Annotated in this window: 17 protein-coding genes and 1 pseudogene; all 18 read right to left on the bottom strand. The window is 63.5% G+C overall.

Going from position 1 to position 18178, the window contains the following annotated elements:
* Positions 1 to 3: 3 nt before the first annotated feature.
* Positions 4 to 1794, bottom strand: coding sequence for an FAD-dependent oxidoreductase (locus B4N44_RS14730; protein WP_296702263.1), 1791 nt, complete (start codon positions 1792 to 1794; stop codon positions 4 to 6).
* Positions 1795 to 1804: 10 nt separating this feature from the next.
* Complete coding sequence (locus B4N44_RS14725; RefSeq protein ID WP_296702261.1) at positions 1805 to 2983, bottom strand: NADH-quinone oxidoreductase subunit D; 1179 nt, start codon at positions 2981 to 2983, stop codon at positions 1805 to 1807.
* A gap of 1 nt (position 2984) precedes the next feature.
* Complete coding sequence (locus B4N44_RS14720; protein WP_296702260.1) at positions 2985 to 3515, bottom strand: NADH-quinone oxidoreductase subunit C; 531 nt, start codon at positions 3513 to 3515, stop codon at positions 2985 to 2987.
* Between the two features lie 9 nt (positions 3516 to 3524).
* Entirely contained in the window at positions 3525 to 4166 is a 642-nt protein-coding gene (locus tag B4N44_RS14715; protein ID WP_296702258.1) for a NuoB/complex I 20 kDa subunit family protein, read from the bottom strand.
* A 30-nt stretch (positions 4167 to 4196) separates the two neighbouring features.
* Positions 4197 to 5102 carry a respiratory chain complex I subunit 1 family protein gene (locus B4N44_RS14710; RefSeq protein WP_296702256.1) on the bottom strand — a complete coding sequence of 302 codons (906 nt, stop codon included), beginning with the start codon at positions 5100 to 5102 and terminating at the stop codon, positions 4197 to 4199.
* Complete coding sequence (locus tag B4N44_RS14705) at positions 5099 to 8230, bottom strand: proton-conducting transporter membrane subunit (protein WP_296702253.1); 3132 nt, start codon at positions 8228 to 8230, stop codon at positions 5099 to 5101. Before B4N44_RS14705 ends, B4N44_RS14710 begins: the two co-directional genes overlap by 4 nt.
* Positions 8224 to 8580, bottom strand: coding sequence for a sodium:proton antiporter (locus B4N44_RS14700; RefSeq protein ID WP_296702251.1), 357 nt, complete (start codon positions 8578 to 8580; stop codon positions 8224 to 8226). The genes B4N44_RS14705 and B4N44_RS14700 overlap by 7 nt, the downstream gene beginning before the upstream one ends.
* Entirely contained in the window at positions 8580 to 9272 is a 693-nt protein-coding gene (mbhE, locus tag B4N44_RS14695; RefSeq protein WP_296702249.1) for a hydrogen gas-evolving membrane-bound hydrogenase subunit E, read from the bottom strand. Before mbhE ends, B4N44_RS14700 begins: the two co-directional genes overlap by 1 nt.
* Positions 9265 to 9555, bottom strand: a complete 291-nt coding sequence (locus tag B4N44_RS14690; protein WP_296702247.1) for a Na(+)/H(+) antiporter subunit B — start codon at positions 9553 to 9555, stop codon at positions 9265 to 9267. Before B4N44_RS14690 ends, mbhE begins: the two co-directional genes overlap by 8 nt.
* Positions 9552 to 9884: a monovalent cation/H(+) antiporter subunit G gene (gene mnhG / locus B4N44_RS14685; protein WP_296702246.1), complete on the bottom strand. Its 333-nt coding sequence runs from the start codon at positions 9882 to 9884 to the stop codon at positions 9552 to 9554. The genes B4N44_RS14690 and mnhG overlap by 4 nt, the downstream gene beginning before the upstream one ends.
* A complete protein-coding gene (locus B4N44_RS14680) occupies positions 9884 to 10141 on the bottom strand; it encodes a monovalent cation/H+ antiporter complex subunit F (RefSeq protein ID WP_296702243.1) in 258 nt (85 codons plus the stop codon). Before B4N44_RS14680 ends, mnhG begins: the two co-directional genes overlap by 1 nt.
* Positions 10134 to 10664, bottom strand: coding sequence for a Na+/H+ antiporter subunit E (locus B4N44_RS14675; RefSeq protein ID WP_296702242.1), 531 nt, complete (start codon positions 10662 to 10664; stop codon positions 10134 to 10136). The genes B4N44_RS14680 and B4N44_RS14675 overlap by 8 nt, the downstream gene beginning before the upstream one ends.
* A 256-nt stretch (positions 10665 to 10920) precedes the next feature.
* The gene (gene brxL / locus B4N44_RS14670; protein WP_296702240.1) at positions 10921 to 12966 is read right to left on the bottom strand and encodes a BREX system Lon protease-like protein BrxL; all 2046 of its coding nucleotides are present in this window, start codon (positions 12964 to 12966) and stop codon (positions 10921 to 10923) included.
* Positions 12967 to 13113: 147 nt separating this feature from the next.
* Positions 13114 to 15486, bottom strand: a complete 2373-nt coding sequence (gene pglZ, locus B4N44_RS14665; RefSeq protein ID WP_296702238.1) for a BREX-1 system phosphatase PglZ type B — start codon at positions 15484 to 15486, stop codon at positions 13114 to 13116.
* Between the two features lie 84 nt (positions 15487 to 15570).
* A complete protein-coding gene (locus B4N44_RS14660) occupies positions 15571 to 15825 on the bottom strand; it encodes a GNAT family N-acetyltransferase (protein WP_296702237.1) in 255 nt (84 codons plus the stop codon).
* A 66-nt stretch (positions 15826 to 15891) separates the two neighbouring features.
* Positions 15892 to 16218: a DUF86 domain-containing protein gene (locus B4N44_RS14655; RefSeq protein WP_296702331.1), complete on the bottom strand. Its 327-nt coding sequence runs from the start codon at positions 16216 to 16218 to the stop codon at positions 15892 to 15894.
* A gap of 55 nt (positions 16219 to 16273) precedes the next feature.
* Complete coding sequence (locus B4N44_RS14650) at positions 16274 to 16567, bottom strand: nucleotidyltransferase family protein (RefSeq protein WP_296702235.1); 294 nt, start codon at positions 16565 to 16567, stop codon at positions 16274 to 16276.
* Positions 16564 to 18178, bottom strand: a pseudogene (locus tag B4N44_RS14645) (SAM-dependent DNA methyltransferase); the annotation flags it as partial. The gene B4N44_RS14650 and the pseudogene B4N44_RS14645, both read right to left, overlap by 4 nt.

Genomic DNA, 18178 nt, shown 5'->3' with positions numbered 1-18178 from the left:
TGGTTACAGGTTCGCCCGCAGCGCCGCGTCGATACTCGACGCGATACGATGACCATCGGCGACCGCCGTGACGACGTCCGGACCTCGGGTCATATCGCCCGCCGCCCAGAGCCAGGATTCGCTGGTGCGCCCGCCCGCGTCCACCTGGAGCCGACCGCGATTCCAGGCCAGGGCTTCGGTCAGGTCCGTGCCCAACAGAGCGGTATCGGTCATCTGGCCGATGGCCTCGACGATCATGTCGCCGTGATGAATCTGCTCGTCGGTCTCGTCATAGATAGGCGCGAAGCGCCCTTGCTCGTCGAAAATGGCCTTGACCCGCCAGGTTTTCAAGGCGCGCAAGACCCCGTCCTCGATCACCGCCTCGCGCGGGCCGCGGGCATCCAGGATCACCACGCCTTCTTCCAGGGCTTCCTTGATTTCATCCGGATCGGCCAGGAAGTGATCGAGATCTTCCAGGGCCGTGACCGTGACCCGGACCTCTCCGTAAGCCGCCCGCTGCAGCCGGGCCAGGGTCCGCGCGATATCCATGGCGACATTCCCGCCGCCGATGACGACCGCCGAGCGCGGCGTGCCGATCTCCAGGCCGGCCGTCACGTCGCGCAGCAGATCGACGGCCTTGCGCACCTGGGGATGGTCGCTGCCCGGAATCCGGGTACCGCGCCCAAGTTGCAAGCCCAGCGCCAGCAGGACCGCATCGGACTGGGCACGCAGTGCGTCCAGCGGCAGATCCGCGCCGATCCGAACATTGCATTGGATCTCGACACCGAGCGAACGAATCGCCTCGACATCGCGGTCGATCACCGCATAAGGCAGGCGATATTCGGGAATCCCCCAGCGCGTCATGCCGCCGGGTTGATCAAGCGCCTCGAACACCCGCACCCGATGGCCGGCTTTGGCCAGATCGAACGCGGCGGTCAAACCCGCCGGCCCGGCGCCGACGATGGCGACACGCTTGCCGGTATCCGGACCCGGCTGGCCGACCGCGGCCTGGAGATCTTCGCTCGAGGCCTGATCGAGGATGTGGCGCTTGAGCCAGCGGATCGCGATGGGATCGCCCTCGTGACGCGCGGCACAAACGCTTTCGCATTTGTGGGTGCAGACGCGCCCGCAGATCCCGGAAAAGGGGTTGCTGCGGTAGAGCAGCTCGACGCCCCGCCGATAATCGCCCTCGCGAATTGCGGCGATATACTCGGGCACCGCCATGTGGGTCGGACAGGTCGCGACACAGAGACCGCAGGCGACGCAGCGATCCGCTTCCAGACGTGCTGCTTCGATCGAATAGCCCTGCACGATTTCCGCGAATGAGCCGATGCGGGTCTCGGGTTCGAGCTCAGGCATGGCCACCCGGATCCGGCCCGCCAGCCGATGCCCCTCCGGACGGCGATAGCCCAGGGTGCTGTCGTCCCAGGGTTTGGCATCGACACCAGGGATGAAGCGAAACACATCCGGATCGCGATCGAACCAATGATAGGCATTCGACATCGACAGCGAGCTGGTCATGCAGATATCGACGCAGAGCGCGCACCAGCAGCAGCGTCCGTAGTCGATGCGCGGACGCAATCCCGAATCGCCGTGCCGGGTCGAAATGCCCTCCACCGGCACCATGTCGATCGCGCCGTTCTGGCAGATCGCTTCACAGGTGCCGCAGCCGATGCATTTCGCGATGTCATTCTGGTGGAAACCGCGATACCGCGGTGCGCCTGGACGCTCGTTGAACGGATCTCGAATGGTGACCGGATCGCGAAACAGGTTCTTCCAGGCTGTAAAGGGCGAAAGGACGTCACGGACACTCATGGCAGCGGGACTATCTCTCGATTTCGGGCGGATAGGTATGCAGGGAGACCATGAGCGCGGCGACATCGGAGATATTCGCGTTCACGATCATGCGCTCCAGCAAGGCCATCGCATGGGTATAGGAGGGGCCCCGCACATTGACGCGACGGGGATAGCCGCTGCCGTCGGTGACCAGATAATAGCCATATTCGCCGCGCGAACATTCGCCCCGGATATAGGTCTCGCCAAGCGGGATCTTCCAATGCAGGACATTCGGCACTTCGGCCATGAGCGGGCCGCTGTGGGGCATCCTGGCCAGGATCTGGCGAATCAGATCGATCGAAACCAGCAGATCCCGACGCCGCACATCGGCCCGCGCATAGACATCGGAGTCCGTGGCGACGACGGGCTCGAAGTCGAGCCCGGGATACACCAGATAGGGCTGATCCCGGCGCACGTCCTTGGACATGCCAGCAGCGCGGGCGTTGGGTCCGGTGACGCCATAGGGATCGAGCCAGTCGCGCTCGATCACGCCAAGTCCACAGGCGCGGGTCTTGAACACCGCGTTGCAGAACAGGGTGTCGTAAACATCCCGCATCACGGTTTCGAGCTCGCGCAGGGTCTCTTCCAGACGCGTCGCGAAACCGTCCGGCAGTCCGTCGCGGACACCGCCGGGCAGGATGAACATGTGGTAGATGCGCCCGCCGGTCAGTTCTTCGAAGCGGTCCAGCATCAGATCACGGGCATAGGTCGTCCACTGCCCGATGACACCCAGTCCGAACGCACCGGCCTGGCCCCCGAGATACATCAGATAACTGTTGATGCGCCCCATTTCGAGGATCAGTGTCCGTATCCAGTCGGCCCGTTCCGGTACCTGAATGCCGGCGAGTTCCTCGACGGCGGCCGCGAAACAATATTCGTTGAAATCCGGTTCGGGCACGCAGATGCGGCAGACGATCGGAAAACATTGGATGAAGGTGCGCCGCTCCATCAATTTCTCGAACCCGCGGTGCAGATAGCCGACATGGGTCCGGCCCTCGACCACTTCGTCGCCGCAGACCGTCAGTTCCACCGCCATATTGCCGGTAATGCCGGGATGCTGCGGTCCCTGCCAGAGCTTGAGATATTTGCCCGAGGTCAGATCGATGTCGAGCGAGCCATCCGCCCTGGTCTGGGGATACTGGCTGCGGTCTGGAGTGAACAGCGCCATGTCAATGTCCGCCCGGATCAAGTTGCTGCTGCATATAGGCCGCCGGATCCCGGGTGACGCGTCCCGGCCGTTCGCGATAAGTCTCCCGCGCATAGGCCAGGGTATCGAAATCACGCCGATAGGGTGGTATTTCACGCCAGCCTTCGAGTATGAAATCCTCGTGCAGGCGCGGACTCCCCGGAAAATCGATGCCGAACATTTCGCGTAATTCGCGCTGATAGGTCGCGGCCGTTGGCCAGAGATCATGGATGCTCTCCATGCTCGCCGGGTCACGCGCGATCCGCGCGCGCAGCCCGAGATCGCACGCGCGCCGCCGATTGCAGAGCAGATAGGTGAGCTGAAACTCACCGGTCTCGATCCAATCGACAGCGGTCAGGAGCACCAGATGAGTGAAGCCTTCCTGATCGCGCAGATGCAGCAGCACCGACCGTAACTGCGCCAGGGGAACATCCACGAAGGCGAGATCGGGACGCCGTGCGATCCAGTCGCCCAGCGGAAAGCGTGTCTTCAGGCGGTCGTACAGGTCGTGCATCGTGACTCTTTACCAGTTGTAATCAGGCATGTCCCAATCATGGATGACGCGCTTCTGGTTGTCCTTGTACCAGGCGAAGTTGCGCGCATAGTCATTGGCACCCTCGGCCTGGCCGGCGCGAATGATGCGCTTGAGTTCCATGAATCCATGCAGCAGTGATTCGGGGCGCGGCATGCAGCCGGCGATATAGACATCGACCGGCAGATAGTCGTCGAGCCGTTTGATCGTATTGTAGGAATCCCAATACATGCCGCCATTGATGGTGCAGGAGCCCAGCCCGACGACATATTTCGGATTCTGCATTTGCTCGTAGGAGCGGATCACACGCTTGAGCGTCTTCACCGACAGATAACCGGAGATCACGAACAGATTGGCCTGTCGCGGCGTTGGGCGCCACTGGATGCCATAGCGATAGGCATCGAATCTTGGCGTCATCAGCGGACGCATTTCGATCGCGCCGCAACCGGTACCAAACCCCAGAATCCAGATCGATTCAGCCCGTGCCCAGTTGAACAGATCCTCGATGATTTTCAGGTAAGCCGGCGGATGCACCGCGGGCGGCGCTTCGCAATAGTAATCGCGGAGCGGATCAACCTCGAATTCCTGGCCGTCCGGTCCGGTGACCCGTCTTGGTTGCAGTTCAGGTTTCATCGCGATGCCAAAAACACTCCGTCAGCGGAATCAGGCCAGCACGATCGCCAGGATGCCAATCGGCACCGCCCAGATCATGAACCAGCGGATGGACTGCTCGACCCGGAACCGTGGAAAGACCACGCCGACCAGCACCGAGACCATGTAGATCAGAAAGACCTTGATGAAGAACTCCGGCCAACTGGTCGCCCCGCCGAAGAACAGATTCATGTAGACGACAATCTTGGCGATCGGGAACAGCACCCGATTGGTCTGCATCAGCGCCAGGTAGGACGAGTGGTACTCGGTCGGCGGGCCGATCGGGATTTCCTGGGGTGCGAGCACGACATCGAAGGGCGGACGCATCATCGAGCCGAGAAAGGCGAGCATGGCCGCCGCGACGGCCAACGGATTGGTGAACAAGGTCCAGTTCAGGAATCCGCCCTGCTGGGCCGCGACGATCTCGGTAATGGACAACGTCTGATAGTGCAGGGCCACCGCGAACACCGCCAGGGCCAGCGGCAGTTCCGCCATGGTGACCTGGGAGAGCCCTCGGGTGATGCCGATGGCGGAGTAGGGATGTCCGCTTTCCGCGGCCCCCAGCGCCATGCCCAGGGTGCCGAAAAAGACGAAATAGAGCGCTAGAATCAAATCACCGGCGAAGGACAGATTCGAGAACATCACCGAGCCATAGATGGTCGGCACGAACAGCAGCAGCCCGACCCCGCCCGTCAGTCGGAACACCGGCCCCATGTAAAACATCACGCCGTGGGTAATGGAGCTGCGTAGCCCGTAGTTTTTGACCAGGTCGGCATAATTCTGCCAGATGGGAATGCCGTGACGCCGTCCGACACGGGCCGCGATCTTCGCGATCAGTGCCGTCATCAATAACCCGTAATTCAGGACGATGAAGATCGTCAGCAGAGCATAGGGGATTTGGATCCACTCGAAGGTCACGCCGTGCCTCCCGGGCCGAGCAAGAAGACCACGACGACAAAGCCGATCAGATGAAAGGCGTAGGTCTGGGCGTTGCCGTTATAGATCCGCCGCGTCATCTCGCCGATGCCATGCAGGGTTTGGGTGATCAGATCCCAAAAGCGCGTCACCAGCGGCTGTACCAGAAAGCCCATGGCCTTGCGATAGGGCGCGAAGAAGTTCCAGGCGAAATGGGTGGTTTCGGGGCGATAGGGCCGTTCGGCGGAAAAGACGATATTGAACTGTTTGACCTTTTGGGCGCGCCGATTGACGAAGAGCAGCCAGGACAGCAGCAGCATGAAAATCACGCCGATGGTCAGCATGATCGCCACCGGGTTCCAGTAACCGAAATCGCTGGTGATGCGCAAGCCTTCCCAGTTCAGCGCGCCGAACGGGAAGAACTCGGTCAGATACTGATCGACGTGCCGCAACAACAGTCCCGGCACCAGTGCGGCCACGATCAGAATCGCGACATAGATCATCTGTGGGAGCAGAATCCAGAAGGGCGCTTCTTTGACCTGCCGGTGCTCATCCTTCAACTGGCCGAGAAAAATGGTATGAATCAGCCGGAACAGATAGAGGAAGGCAATGGGGCCGGACAGGAAGATCAACGCGATCGGAAGGCGCGCGTCGGTCGCCAGGATCGCGTTGTAAAAGATCCAGCGGCCGCCGAAACCGGACAGTGGCGGGACGCCGGACATCGCGATGATGCCAATCATCACCGCGATGAAGGACAAGGGCATCAGCGTGATCAGACCGCCCATCAGGAACATCTGGCGTGTGCCGGTACGGCGCGCGACGCCACCCACGGCCAGAAAGAGCATGGACTTGTAAATATAATGATTGATGACGAACATCAGTGCCATCAACCAGCCCAGATGATTCATCAATGCCAGCCCGAAGATCGCATAGCCCATCTGACCGATCGAGGAATAGGCGAGCAGGCGTTTGGCATCTTCCTGGAAAATCGCCATCAGATTGCCCAGGAAAGCGGTCAGCGCGCCGATCCAGAGCAGCAGGTCAACCAGATCGACGCCGGCCAGGCGCTGCGTTCCCATCGCCAGCAGCAACACCATCAGACCATAGAGTCCGGCCTTCAGCAGGATGCCGGACACCATGGGTGAAACATCGAGCTCCGCCTCGGCATGGGCACCCGGCAGCCAGATATGCAGTCCAATGGCGGCGGTTTTGGTCATGAACCCGATGGCGAGCAGCAGGAAGACCCAGGGCGCGACGGATTCAGCAACCTGCGCGAGCGCCACGAGCTCGATCGAGGGCGCGCCCTGGGCGGCGAGCGCGAAACCGGCCAGCATCGCCAGCGCGCCGCCGAACGAGAACAGGAGATAGGACAGCGCGTGCGGTTCGGAGCGCTTGCCGCGCAGAATCAGGAAATAGGAGCCGATGGTCAGCACTTCCCAGGCCGCGAAGAACGCGAAGCTGTCGGTCGCCCGAATCAGCATGATCAATCCGGCGAGCATCAGCATGACCGACGGATAGAAGCCCGGGCGCCGGCCCTGGACATCGAAGCCCGCGAGCATGGTCAAGGCGCTGCCCAGCAGGAAGATCACCGCGAAAATCATGCGCAGCGGATCATAATCGGTGTAGGTCAGCGCGAAATACGCCACCAGGCCGGTGATCGCCAGGGCGTTTTTTACCCGCGCCGGCAGCCAGTCCAGGGCGAGGAAGGCCAGGGCGAACGCCAGGGGCACCGCCAGGAGCAGATTGTCGTGTACCGACAGTTCGCCCCACAGCAGTGCCAGCAACCAGGCGGCGGCAACCGCCACCAGGACCACGCCGAAGCGGGGCGAGACCAGGGATCCCGTCAATGCGGGCGCCTCGCGCTTGAGGCTGTAACCAAACCACCGGAACAGATAGCCGGCTTCGAGCAGCGTGCCGAACAGGATCAGGCCCAGGAGCCAGAGGCGGCCGGCGTCGGCCAGCGGATGCACCAGATCCCATTTGGCGTAAAAGCTCGGAAAGGGCGGCAGACCGACGAGCAGTGCGAGCAGGGTCGCGAAGGCGAACAGGGCGAGTGGATGATGGCGCAGCGCCGCCCAGGCGGCGGGCTCCCGCTTCGGGATGAGATCGGACAACCAGAAGAGACCGGCCTTGGCGACGGCATTCGCGAGCAGCAGACCGCCGGCGACATAGAGCGTGTGATCACCCAGCAAATCGCGCTGACCGAGCACGACCAGGACCAGACCGGTCTGCGCGATCGAGGAATAACCGAGCAGGCGCCGGTCGTTGGTCTGCGGCAAGGCCAGCAGATTCGCGCCCACGAAGGACAGAATCCCGATTCCGGTGGCGATCGGCAGCCAGTCGCTGCCGCCGATCAACAGCAGTTTATCCACCGCAAACAGCGCCGCGGCCGCCGAGGCGGCGGAGAAGATCGCCGCGAAGGCCGGATGCGCGGACTCGTAGATGTCCAGGGCCCAGCCATTCGCCGGAAAGGGTTTGGTCTCGATGACCACGGCGATGAACATCAGGAAGAACGCCAGCGCGCCGCCGCTCGCCAGGCCCATGGTGGTCATCGCCATGCCGTCGATGTTGAGGGTTCCGGTGCCGTGATAAGCAAAGATGATGCCGATCAGCAGAAAGACCGTCACGAGCTGCGAAATGATCAGATATTTGAAGCCCGCGACCACGGCTCGCGGATCGTCTGAGAGCAGCACCAGTCCGCCCGTCGCGATCACGATCAACTCGATGAAGACGAACAGGTTGAAGAGGTCGCGCGTCATCACCAGACCGCCGAGCGCCATGACCGCGATCAGGAGGACCGCCATCGCGCGCCGGCCATGCGCCAGCAGCGGCGCTTGCAGATGAATCGCGCTCAACAGGCCGGTCAGATTGATCAGCAGCATCAGGGACGCCTCGGCAAGCCCCAGACGGAGACTGATCGCGAAAGGCGGGGCGACGCCGGCGGTATAGATCTCGAATCCGGCCTGTCCGGTTTGTGCGAATCCCCAGACCCAGCTCGCCGCGGTCAGGGTCATGAAACCCAGCACGCCCAGGGTGATCGCATAGGCCGGAGCGCGCTGCCGCTCGTGCAGCAAACCCAGCAGAAAGGCGCTCGCAAGCGCCGCGGCCAGGGGATAGATGGCACTTACCATTTGAGTTCCGTGAACTTCGCGATATCCAGCGTGCCTTTTTGGGCGAACAGCCGATAGGCGTAAGCCAGCATCAGCGTGGTCACGCCCAGTCCGATGACGATGGCGGTCAGCACCAGTGCCTGGGGCACCGGATCGACGATCCGCGTGACGGCCTCGGCGACCGGAACGCTCGCATCCAGAATGGGCGCGGTGCGGCCGGGCAGAGCGCCAACGGCGACCAGGACGATATGGACCCCGGTGTCGGCGAGGGTGAAGGAGACGATCATGCGCAAGAGATTGCGATTCGTCAGCGCGCCATAGAACCCGATCAGAATCAAGATAAAACCCGCGGCCATGGCGATGAAGACCATTACAGATCCTCCGTCGCCGACAGGGTCGCCAGCATGGATGAAAACTCCGCGCCGACCTTGAGCCCGATCAGCGAATAGATCAGCGGGATGGCGCCCGCGGAGAATAATTCACCGACCGTTCCGATCGGCAGCAGGCGATTATCGAGAAAGCCGCCGGCCAGGATCAGACCAAGCACGCCGATGAAGACATAGGTGACTCCGGACAGCGCTTCCACGGTTGTGATCAGACGATGACTGAAGGTGCGCAGCGGATCGGCGAGCAGCAGCAGCAAGGCACCCGACGCGATGATGGCGCCGCCCTGAAAACCGCCGCCGGGCGTCAAATGGCCATTGACGAATACATAGACGCCAAAGAGCAGGATGGGCGGGGCCAGCAGCCGGCTGCCGGTCATCAGCAGCTCGCCGGCCGGTGCCTGGTCCGCGCGACGCCCCGCCGCCGCGGTGGCCAGCACCAGACCGACGATGGTCGCGACCAGAAAGAGCACCGTCACCTCGCCGAGGGTGTCCAGACCGCGATAGGTGACGATGATCGCCGTGACGATATTGGCGGCGCCCAGATCGGCCGCGGTGTGCTCCGCGTAGTAGCGGGCGGTCAGGGTCAGGGTCTCGTGCGGCGTGAAATCCAACCAGAGCGAGGCAAACATCCCGGCGACCGCGGCCAACAGGAGCACGGCCATGAAGCGTTTAATCATGCGGCGTTTCTCGCTCCCGCGCGGACGGTCCGAGGGGATCGCCGCGCCGCATCCGAATCAGAAAGAAGAAGAAGAGGAAGGTGGTCAGGCCGCTGCCGATCGCCGCTTCGGTCATGGCCACGTCGGGCGCCGCGAGCAGCAGGAAGACCACCGACGCGAGCAGACTGACCAGCCCCGCCGACAGGATCGCGATCGGCGTGCTGGAACTGCGCACGCAAACGACGGCCGCGACCAGAATCGCAAGGCAGAGGACTGACGTCAGGACCGGCAGGATCAGCGTCATGAGGCGTCCCCACGATCCTCGGCCAGCCGATCGACCCGGTTGGCGAGCGGTGTTTGCCGTGCCCCCGCGCGATGCGCCGCATGCGCCAGCACTTGCGAGGACAGCGGATTCGTCAGCAGGATGAAGAGCGCGATCAGGAGCAGCTTCAGCGCCCAGTCCGGACGCAGACAGGCAAAGCCGCCGAGCGTCAGCAGCGTGCCCAGGGTCGTCGCCTTGGTACCCGCCTGAATGCGATTGAGGACATCCGGCATGCGCACCAGACCCAGTCCGGCCAGCACCAGAAAGGCCGCTCCCGCGACCAGGAGGAGTCCACCCAGGATTGACAGCACTATCGTTGCTCCAGATAGCGGGCGACCGCGATCACTCCGAGGAACGACAGCAGCGCGTAAACCAGGGCGACATCGAGATAAATCCCGCGCCCGTCGAGAAAAGCGATGAGCACGATGCCGGTGATCGAAATCAGTGTCAGGGTATCGAAGGCGACCACCCGATCAGCCGCGTCGGGACCGCGCAGAAAGCGATAGAGCGCGAGCAGAAACGCGATACCGACCAGGAGCGCCGCGACCGTCACCAGCGCCTCAACCATACATCACCTCGAGATAACGCTCGAAGCCCGCCAGGATCTCCGCTGTCGCGCCTTCGATATCGGTCGCGGCCACCCGCACGCAATGGATATAGATCCATTCGCCATCGAGCTTCACGGTCAGGGTGCCGGGTGTCAGCGTGATGGCGTTGGCCAGCAGTAACCGCCCCATGCGACTTTTGAGTCGGGTGCGCGCCTTGACGATCCCGGGATCGATGGGCAATTTGGGCGAGAGTACGACACGGGCGAGCGCGATATTCGCGATGACCAGCGACTTGAAAAAAAACAGCAGGAACCGCGGCGCCGCGCGCAGGGCCTCCGTCGAGCGAAAACGAAAATCCGTGACGAAACTCAGCCCATCCCGAAACAGCCATGCGATGGCGAGCGCAGCCGGAATACCGATGGCCAACACCTGCAAAGACAGGGACCCATGCAACAGGATCCAGAGCAGCAGCAGGGTCGCGAATAACGGGAGAAACCCAATGGGCAACTCGGGTTTGGCTGAAGTGGAACGGTTGGAGTCCATGCGCAAATTCTAATCTTGATCGCGCGGCCGGCCGTCATCGGGATGCCGGTGTCGTCTTGACAAGGATCAATGAAGTCGCCGAAACCCCGCCGAGCCCTCTGGAGCCGTCACCGCTCCAGTACCGCACCGAGCGGTGGCGCCGACCCGGGCCTTCGCCTGTTCGAGCGCCGCCGGCAGATCCGGCTCGCGCTCCACTGAGGCGCCGACCTGGCCCCACAGACGGCGAACGCGTCGATTCGCGTCCGTCTCGGCTCGTTCAGTCCACCAACGCCTTGAGCAAGGCATCACGCCCGTCCTGGTAGAACTCGATGTCGAGCCTCGTGGCCATGTCGTCCGACAGGTCGAACAACTGCCTGCGGCACGCTACTGGCAGCAACAGCGACTTCGCGCCCTTCTCGACCGCCATCTCGGCCAGCGTGACGGCGTTGTGGATGGGTTCGATGGTGCCGCCGAGCGTGACCTCGCCAACCACGATCAGTCCGCCACGGACCGATTTTTTCAGCAGTGCGCTCGACAGTGCGACCAAGGCCGCCACGGCGGTCTTGGCGCCGGTCTTGGCGGCGTCGAACCCGCGTAACTGGACCGAGAAGGCGTGCGCCCGCGGATCGCGGTCGCCGACGAGCTGGGGCGCTCGGGCATAGAGGTTCTGCTCGGCGCAGCGGAGCGATTCCCTGAACGCCGGCGGCACCGGGTTGTTCAAGACTCTGACGCCGCTGCCCGGGCCTTCGGTGACCTCCAGACGGAAGAGGCCGGGATGCTCGTCCGGTCCGCCGGGACTCAGGGTCCAGATCTGGCCGCACTCCAGCGGCTCGTCGCCGATGCCGCCCTGGCTTTGCAGCTCCGGGGTGGAGACGAACTTCTCCACACCCTCCGCCCCCAGTGTGTAGCTGAAGTGGGTGTTGCGGAACTCGGCCGCGCCGATGCGCTTTTGCTGCTCCTTCACTCGACGGCGCACCTCCAACGCCAGTCGGACCGCCCACTCCAGGTCGTCATCGCCAACCGGGGCATCCGCGTCCGGATGCAGTAGCTTGAGCAATCCGCTGACGGTTTTGTTCACGCCGTTGATGTCGCGACCGGAGAGCGCGCCGCCCCAGAAGACGCGGCCCTGCAGCACCGACACCCGACTCTGGTTGCGAAGCTGGGTGAAGCACTCCGACAAGAAATCGCTGACCAGGCCGAAATGCTCGGTGAAGAGTCCGGGGTTCAGCTTGGGCACGTCCCAACCGGGCAGGAAACCGTGGATGCGGTCCATGAAGGCGGTGTCGTTGCGCATCTCGGGCGGCAGCGGACCGAACAGATGGCCGATGCGCTGCTGGTGCTCCACATCGACCTCGAAGTTGCCGACCAGCACGATGGAACCATCCGCCCGAATACTCTCCTTGCCGCGCGAGAACTCGCCGCTCTCCATGTAGCCCTTCATGATGTTGACGCCGTCCTTCTGGTCGAAGGAGACGCCCGATACCTCGTCGAAACAGACCACGTCATACTGGCACACCAGACCCCGCTGGCCGGTGGCGTTGTTGACGAACATGCGCGCGACCGTGGCCTTGCCGCCCGAGATCAGATGGGCATAGGGCGACACCTGCTGAAACAGGTGCGACTTGCCGGTTCCGCGCGGCCCCAACTCGACCAGGTTGTAGTTGCGCTCCACGAACGGCACCATGCGCAGCAAGAGCGCGTCCTTGGCCCGGTCGGACAGCATGCTCGGCTCGAAACCGATGCTGCACAGCAGAAAATCGCGCCATTGCGCCGTGGTGAAGTGCGCTCTACCGCTGGCCAGCACGTCCAGGACCTCGCGCTTGGACAACTGGATGGCGCGCAGAGAGTCGACGCCGAAGGGGCGCCCGCTCTTCTCTTGCGCGATCGAGGCGTCGTAGCTCAGCGTGATCTCGGCGTAGAAGCCCCCCGTGAGCATCCGCTCGTGATCCTTGACCAGCTGCGGCGTCAGTCGAACATCCGTCAGGCGCAGGCTGGGCAAGGTGGCGAGGTAGGAGTCGGTCTTCGCGTCCAGCCGCGCCGTGATGATGTCGATGATCTTCACCGACCCAGACTCGCGCGCACGGGCCTTGAACAGCTCCTCCTCACCTGCCTTCACCGTGCGGGAGCCGAGTTGCCGTTGGACGATATCCAGCCCCTCCTGGATCTCCGCCTCGTCCGTGGTCGCGCAATAGCGACCCAGCAGGAATTCCACGACATAGGTCGGGACCGGAAACTGCCGGCTGAAGGTGCGCACCAGATCCTTGCGCACGACATAGCCCTCGAAGGCGGCCGTCGCGATTCGATCCAGATCGTCGAGTTGCATCTTGGTTGGTTCTCCTCGCCTCCTAAACACCGCGTCCAGCCGCATCGCGTTACATTTTTATCATCCTAAACCGCGTCAACTCCGACACGCCTGGTTCAGCCGTGGCCGATCCAATCCAACAACCGCGCATGCCGCTCCAGACGCGGTTTAGCCGCCGACCGTGGTCGCCAGCTTCTGCACGACGTCGTCGCCTGGACCCAGCACCACCACCACGGCCGCCGCGCCCTCCTGCTCGTCATCGACAATCGCCAGATTGGCCTTTCCGCCGTCGAGCGTCTTCACGGCGGCGACCAACGACGTCGCTGCCAGTGCCGCCTTGGTCCGGATGTCGACCCGCAGCCCGTCAGCCGCGGTCTCGACCTCCACCAAACAACGCAAGCCCTTCCACGTCACCGATCGGATCGCGACCTTCACCGCCGTCGCCGCCGCACCACCCTCGACCTCCAGCGTCAGCACGGGCACCAGACACTCCTGCAGGCTCAAACCCCCGTGCGCATAGTCCCGCCCGGCGATGAAACTGGAGACGCCCGGTGCGTACGCCACCTGGACGGCGTCGCACCAGCTCCAGCCGAAGGTCAGCGGGGTGGCGTGTGCACTGTCCTTGATGACGGCGCAGCGCCCCCAGGTCGTCGCCGTCTGGTGCTTGGCCAGCTCGACTTTAGGCAGACCACCGGGCATCAACAGCCAGCCGTGATCGGTCACGATGCGAAGGCGCGTCCACCCTGCCTGCTGCAGCTCGCCGATGCGCTCCAGAACCTGAGTCAATTGGGTGTCGAGGTCGCGGGCAAGGCGCAGCCCATGGTTATGTCCGTAGTGATCGAGATCGCCCGATTCGGTCCAGGCCCTGCCCGACGGATCGCCGGTCTCGTGCGTGTTCAGCGCTTGGATACCCGTGTCGGCCAGCAGCTTGCGGAAGTGGTGGGCAGACAGCGGCTTGCCGTCCGCCGCGACCCGTGGCTCGAACGCCTGGTCGGCCGGATCGCCGGACACCCGATGCGCCACCGGCGAGCACCAGGGCTTGCCGGATGCCGTCACCGACGGCAGACTGGTCCAGCGCGCCTCCAGGGTCACCCTGCCGAGTGGGGCCAGCCGCTCCTTGAGCGTTACCGCCACGTCGTAACGCAGACCGTCCACGAAGACCATACAGACGCCCTCCGGCAAGCACTGCTCGGGGGCCTGCTCGGAGCATGGCGCCCCGTCAGCCACCGTGCCGGTGGCGCTGAATCCGCCCGAGGCCATGAGGGCAGCCTGCAGCCGTTTGGCGGACGCCTCGACCCAGGGCAGATAGACGGCCCGCAGCGCCGCGGACATCGCATCGAGATCCGCCGTGGTCTGGACGGCACCCAACGCCCGGAGTGCCGCGGCGTCCACCAGCCAACCGCTGTCCTGATAACTCAGTGCCAACTGATCCGGATCCGAACCGCTCGGGAGTTGCCTGCCGCGCTCGGCGACCTCCGCCAGATGCCCCAGCGCCACGACCAAGGGCGACCGGCCCATGCGCATCCACAGCCAGTCGCGGCGCGCCCCGTGAGCCTTTTCCGCGTTCAGAATGGCCGTGCGCGCGTCCTCCTCGGCCATGGCCCCGCAAGACGCCAGCGCATAGCGCAGCTCGGCCTCGCGCTCCTCGTTCACCAGGGGATAGCTCGCGAGCGTCGAGGGATCATCGAACAACTCGAGCTGCGGTGGCTTCACGCTCAGCAGCAGCGTGTAGACATTCGGAAAGCTCGCGAATGAATCGCGATAGAGCTCATTGACCGCCGCCCACTGACCGCTGCCCTTGGCCAGTCGCTCAGCCGCCGCCAAGGGACCGTCGCCCACCGGATCGAAACCGAAATCAGCCTTGCAGCGTTTCAGGAAGACGTTCCAACGGGCCTCATCCCACTGCGCCTTCGCCGCGCCGGGGTCGTTCATCCACACCAACAGATCGCGCGTGGGGTTCGGCGCCAGCAGGCTGTGCAACCATGCGGCGTTGATCGGGCGCCCGGTCAGGTCATCCAGCGGCCGGTCGAGCAGGACGCCGGCGTCAAGCGCCTGGCCGATCGCCTCCTGCGTGGCCTTGTCTTGGGCGACGTCCAGGCCTAGTCCGCCGTTCCTGGAGCTCAGGAAGGCATTCAGCGTCCAGTCCTTGCCGTTGGCCTGGCTCCAGAACACCCCGCGGTACTGCAACTCCGCCAGCGGCTGAAGGTCGCGCGGGCAGCTCTCGATGGCGCGCAGATCGGCGCGGCTGACGCCGGGGAGATAGACAATGGCCGGCTCGGTTCCACCGGGCACCTCCGGCACCAGACCGGCCAGCGCGCACTTCAACCAGATCGCCGGACCCTGACCCTCGGCCGGGCGGTAGTCACCCAGCCGCAGCAGACCGGGACAGGCTTGGCGGATGCGCATGAGGGCCGGCCGCCACTGCGCATCGGCATCCGTCCACAGCACCGCGACCGGCCTGGCCTGCACGGCGTCGTTGACCCTGGCGGCGTTGCGCAGCGCAGCGGCCAAGGCATCGATGATGGTCAGCGTCTCGGACATGGGCTGTCGACCTTTCCCCGATCCGCCCGCACGAATGTGCGGGCGGGCGACGGGTTGCCGTGCGGTTCGTCGGCGCTGGATGCGTTATCCCACGTCGGCGAGCGGCAGAAACAGGGTATCGGGATGATGCGGAAAAGGACGAAATCCATGAGCCACATAAAATCGAACCGCCGCCTCGGAGAGTGCATGAACCAGCAGCGCCTTGACGCCGACGAGCTCGGAGACCTGCAGGGTTCGTAGAATCGCATCGCGTAACAGGGCCTTGCCCAGACCTCGATCCTGCCAGGTGCGATCCACCGCCAAGCGGCCCAACACCATCGCCGGGATCGGATCCGGCATGTTGCGGCGCAGCTGGCCCGGGGCAATCTCGCCGGCGATCGACGCGGTGGCCAGGCAGTCGTCGGCTCATGGCTCATGACCCGGCTGCGAAAACGTTGCGCGCAGCTCGCGCAACGCGCTCAGGAGTTCGGGCAGATTCTCCTGGAGGATGCTCCAGATCGTATCCTCGTCAAGCCCGAGATACCCGTGAATCAGCCGATTGCGTGTCGCGATGATGAGTCTCCAGGGAATCCGAGGGTTTGCCGCTCGCACCTCATCGGGAATATGGGTCGCCGCTTCTCCAATCAGCTCAAGGTTACGCAAGGTTGCATCGTAGATCAGCGAATTGTCCACGAATGCCTGCTGATCGAGTCCACGCGAATAGGCGGCGGACTTCTCTGCGAACGTCATCATGTCGTCGAGATAGAACAGCCACTCGCGTGTGTGCGGTGTCTTCTCGGCGGTGGATTCAGACACGGAGCGCCTCCCTCTCGACATAAGGCGCCAATTCCGGGCGCAGGGACTTGCGGGTAACGAGATCGACCGGACGTCCGAGTAGATCCTCCAGATAGAACTGAACGCCGAAGTAGCGTCTGGAGGTTGCGGGTCCATCGAAGGAGACGAGGATATCGACGTCGCTATCGATGCGCATGTCCCCGCGTGCGGTGGATCCGAACAACGCCAGCTCGGTGACTCCGAAGCGTTCGCACAGATGCGCTTTGTGCTGCGTCAGAAGCGCGAGTGTCCGGTTGTGCTCCGTCATGATGTCCCCCGCGCCGCCTGCTTCTCGGCCAGCGTCAGATGGTGGTCGTTGATGCGCTCGCCCTTGAACACCGGGAACCAGGGCGCGCTGTCGACATCCTTGCCGCGATCCTTGTCCCATTTGATGTTGAGCTTGGGCTTTTTGTTGTGGCGCAGGACTTCGGCCGTCATGAAGGGGCGGATGTTGAGGCGCAGGCCGTCGTTCAGGTCCGGGTTCCAGCCGATGGGCTGCTCGGCGAGGGGTTTCCAGCGCACGAAGATGTCGTAGGGGGCCTCGCCTTCGAGGATCAGCTCCAGGCGGCGCTTAAGATCCTGCGCGGCGGCGAGGCGGGTCGGGGCGCCGTCGACGCCCTCGCGCACGCCGCCCTCCTGCTGGCGGATCCAGTCGCCGACATAGGTGTGGATGAGCCGCTCCAGGTTGCGGGCGTCGAGTGTGTGGTAGTTCACCAGGGCGCCGAAGCCGTCCTTCAGGCCGTCCCAGATATGCCAGATGAAGGGGCGATGGTGGAAGCGCTTGGCGTGCTGTTCGAAGAAGCTGTCGCGTAGCCAGACGTCCAGGCCCTTCCCGGCGCAGTTAGCGTCGGCCAGCAGCTTGGCCAGGATGCTGGGTTTCCAACTGCCGGGTTCGACGGTCTCCCAGGCGGCGATCAGCATGGCCATCAGGCGGTCGTGCGCGGGCGGCTCGCCGCGGACCGAGGGGAGGCAGACGATGCCGTCGTCGTCGACCTGATCGGCCAGGGCTTCGCAGCGTTCTATCCAGGCGCGGGCTTCTTCCGACAGTTCCATTTCTGCGTCGGTCTCGGCCAGCCAGCGATAGCCCAGGAGGCGCGCGACGGCGACTTGCAGCGGGTCGATCGCGGGCTTCGGGTGGCCGTGGAAGATCCACTGGGTCGGATCGTCGGAATAGGGTTTGGGCAGGCCGTTGGGGTAGTGCTCAGCCGCGATGCGTTGCCAGTGAGCGAGGTCGAAGGGAACTCCGCGGAAAGAACTCTCAGTGACACTGAGCGCTTGGTCTAGCGCTCGTACAGATTCGGCGAATTCGGCAGAACTACAGAAGCACCATAGCGCCGCTAGATCGCTCTCTAATTTCGGGATTATCGGGGCACTACTTTGGTCGAAAAAGTTACCGTCATATAGGCAACAGGGCAAGTGACGCATAAGCCTCACTGAAACCCCACGCCGGCCCCAGGCCGCCTGCCCTTGAATTCGGGCTTGAGAGTTCGCCATCAGCGAGCCCCTCCCTTGCTCCCATCGCAGTGCGAGGGTTTTCCCGCCGCGGAGCTGGGTTTCATCCACCGGAGCCTGAAAGAAGGACCATTCCAAACCAACTGCTGGGAGTTCCCACCACTGAACGAGAAATCGTGGCAAGTCTCCAGTTGCAATGCCTTGGCAAATAGAGGCCGTCTCCGATAGAGGATAGTCACTATTCAGGACGTCCAACATCACTTTCGAGTCTGGATTCCCTAGCTGCGCTTTCTGAACAACTGCCACTAACTCACCTTCGCGTAGCAACGCCGCCTTTTCCGAGGTGGACTTGGGCGTGCTGGCATCGACGCCGCGCAACGAAAACTCATCAAACGCTGGCGCATTATAGTGCTTTTCAGGATCACCT

It is taken from the genome of Thiocapsa sp. UBA6158 (assembly GCF_002423035.1).
Classification (GTDB): Bacteria; Pseudomonadota; Gammaproteobacteria; order Chromatiales; family Chromatiaceae; genus Thiocapsa.
Note: the sequence above shows the minus strand (reverse complement) of the source record. Positions and strands in the feature narration are given on the sequence as shown.

Coding starts and splice junctions, on each gene's coding strand:
- B4N44_RS14730 (WP_296702263.1), bottom strand. CDS start 1,794: ATGAGTGTCCGTGACGTCCTTTCGCCCTTTACAGCCTGGAAGAACCTG.
- B4N44_RS14725 (WP_296702261.1), bottom strand. CDS start 2,983: ATGGCGCTGTTCACTCCAGACCGCAGCCAGTATCCCCAGACCAGGGCG.
- B4N44_RS14720 (WP_296702260.1), bottom strand. CDS start 3,515: ATGCACGACCTGTACGACCGCCTGAAGACACGCTTTCCGCTGGGCGAC.
- B4N44_RS14715 (WP_296702258.1), bottom strand. CDS start 4,166: ATGAAACCTGAACTGCAACCAAGACGGGTCACCGGACCGGACGGCCAG.
- B4N44_RS14705 (WP_296702253.1), bottom strand. CDS start 8,230: ATGGTAAGTGCCATCTATCCCCTGGCCGCGGCGCTTGCGAGCGCCTTT.
- B4N44_RS14700 (WP_296702251.1), bottom strand. CDS start 8,580: ATGGTCTTCATCGCCATGGCCGCGGGTTTTATCTTGATTCTGATCGGG.
- mbhE (WP_296702249.1), bottom strand. CDS start 9,272: ATGATTAAACGCTTCATGGCCGTGCTCCTGTTGGCCGCGGTCGCCGGG.
- B4N44_RS14690 (WP_296702247.1), bottom strand. CDS start 9,555: ATGACGCTGATCCTGCCGGTCCTGACGTCAGTCCTCTGCCTTGCGATT.
- B4N44_RS14680 (WP_296702243.1), bottom strand. CDS start 10,141: ATGGTTGAGGCGCTGGTGACGGTCGCGGCGCTCCTGGTCGGTATCGCG.
- B4N44_RS14675 (WP_296702242.1), bottom strand. CDS start 10,664: ATGGACTCCAACCGTTCCACTTCAGCCAAACCCGAGTTGCCCATTGGG.
- brxL (WP_296702240.1), bottom strand. CDS start 12,966: ATGCAACTCGACGATCTGGATCGAATCGCGACGGCCGCCTTCGAGGGC.
- pglZ (WP_296702238.1), bottom strand. CDS start 15,486: ATGTCCGAGACGCTGACCATCATCGATGCCTTGGCCGCTGCGCTGCGC.
- B4N44_RS14660 (WP_296702237.1), bottom strand. CDS start 15,825: ATGCCGGATCCGATCCCGGCGATGGTGTTGGGCCGCTTGGCGGTGGAT.
- B4N44_RS14655 (WP_296702331.1), bottom strand. CDS start 16,218: ATGATGACGTTCGCAGAGAAGTCCGCCGCCTATTCGCGTGGACTCGAT.
- B4N44_RS14650 (WP_296702235.1), bottom strand. CDS start 16,567: ATGACGGAGCACAACCGGACACTCGCGCTTCTGACGCAGCACAAAGCG.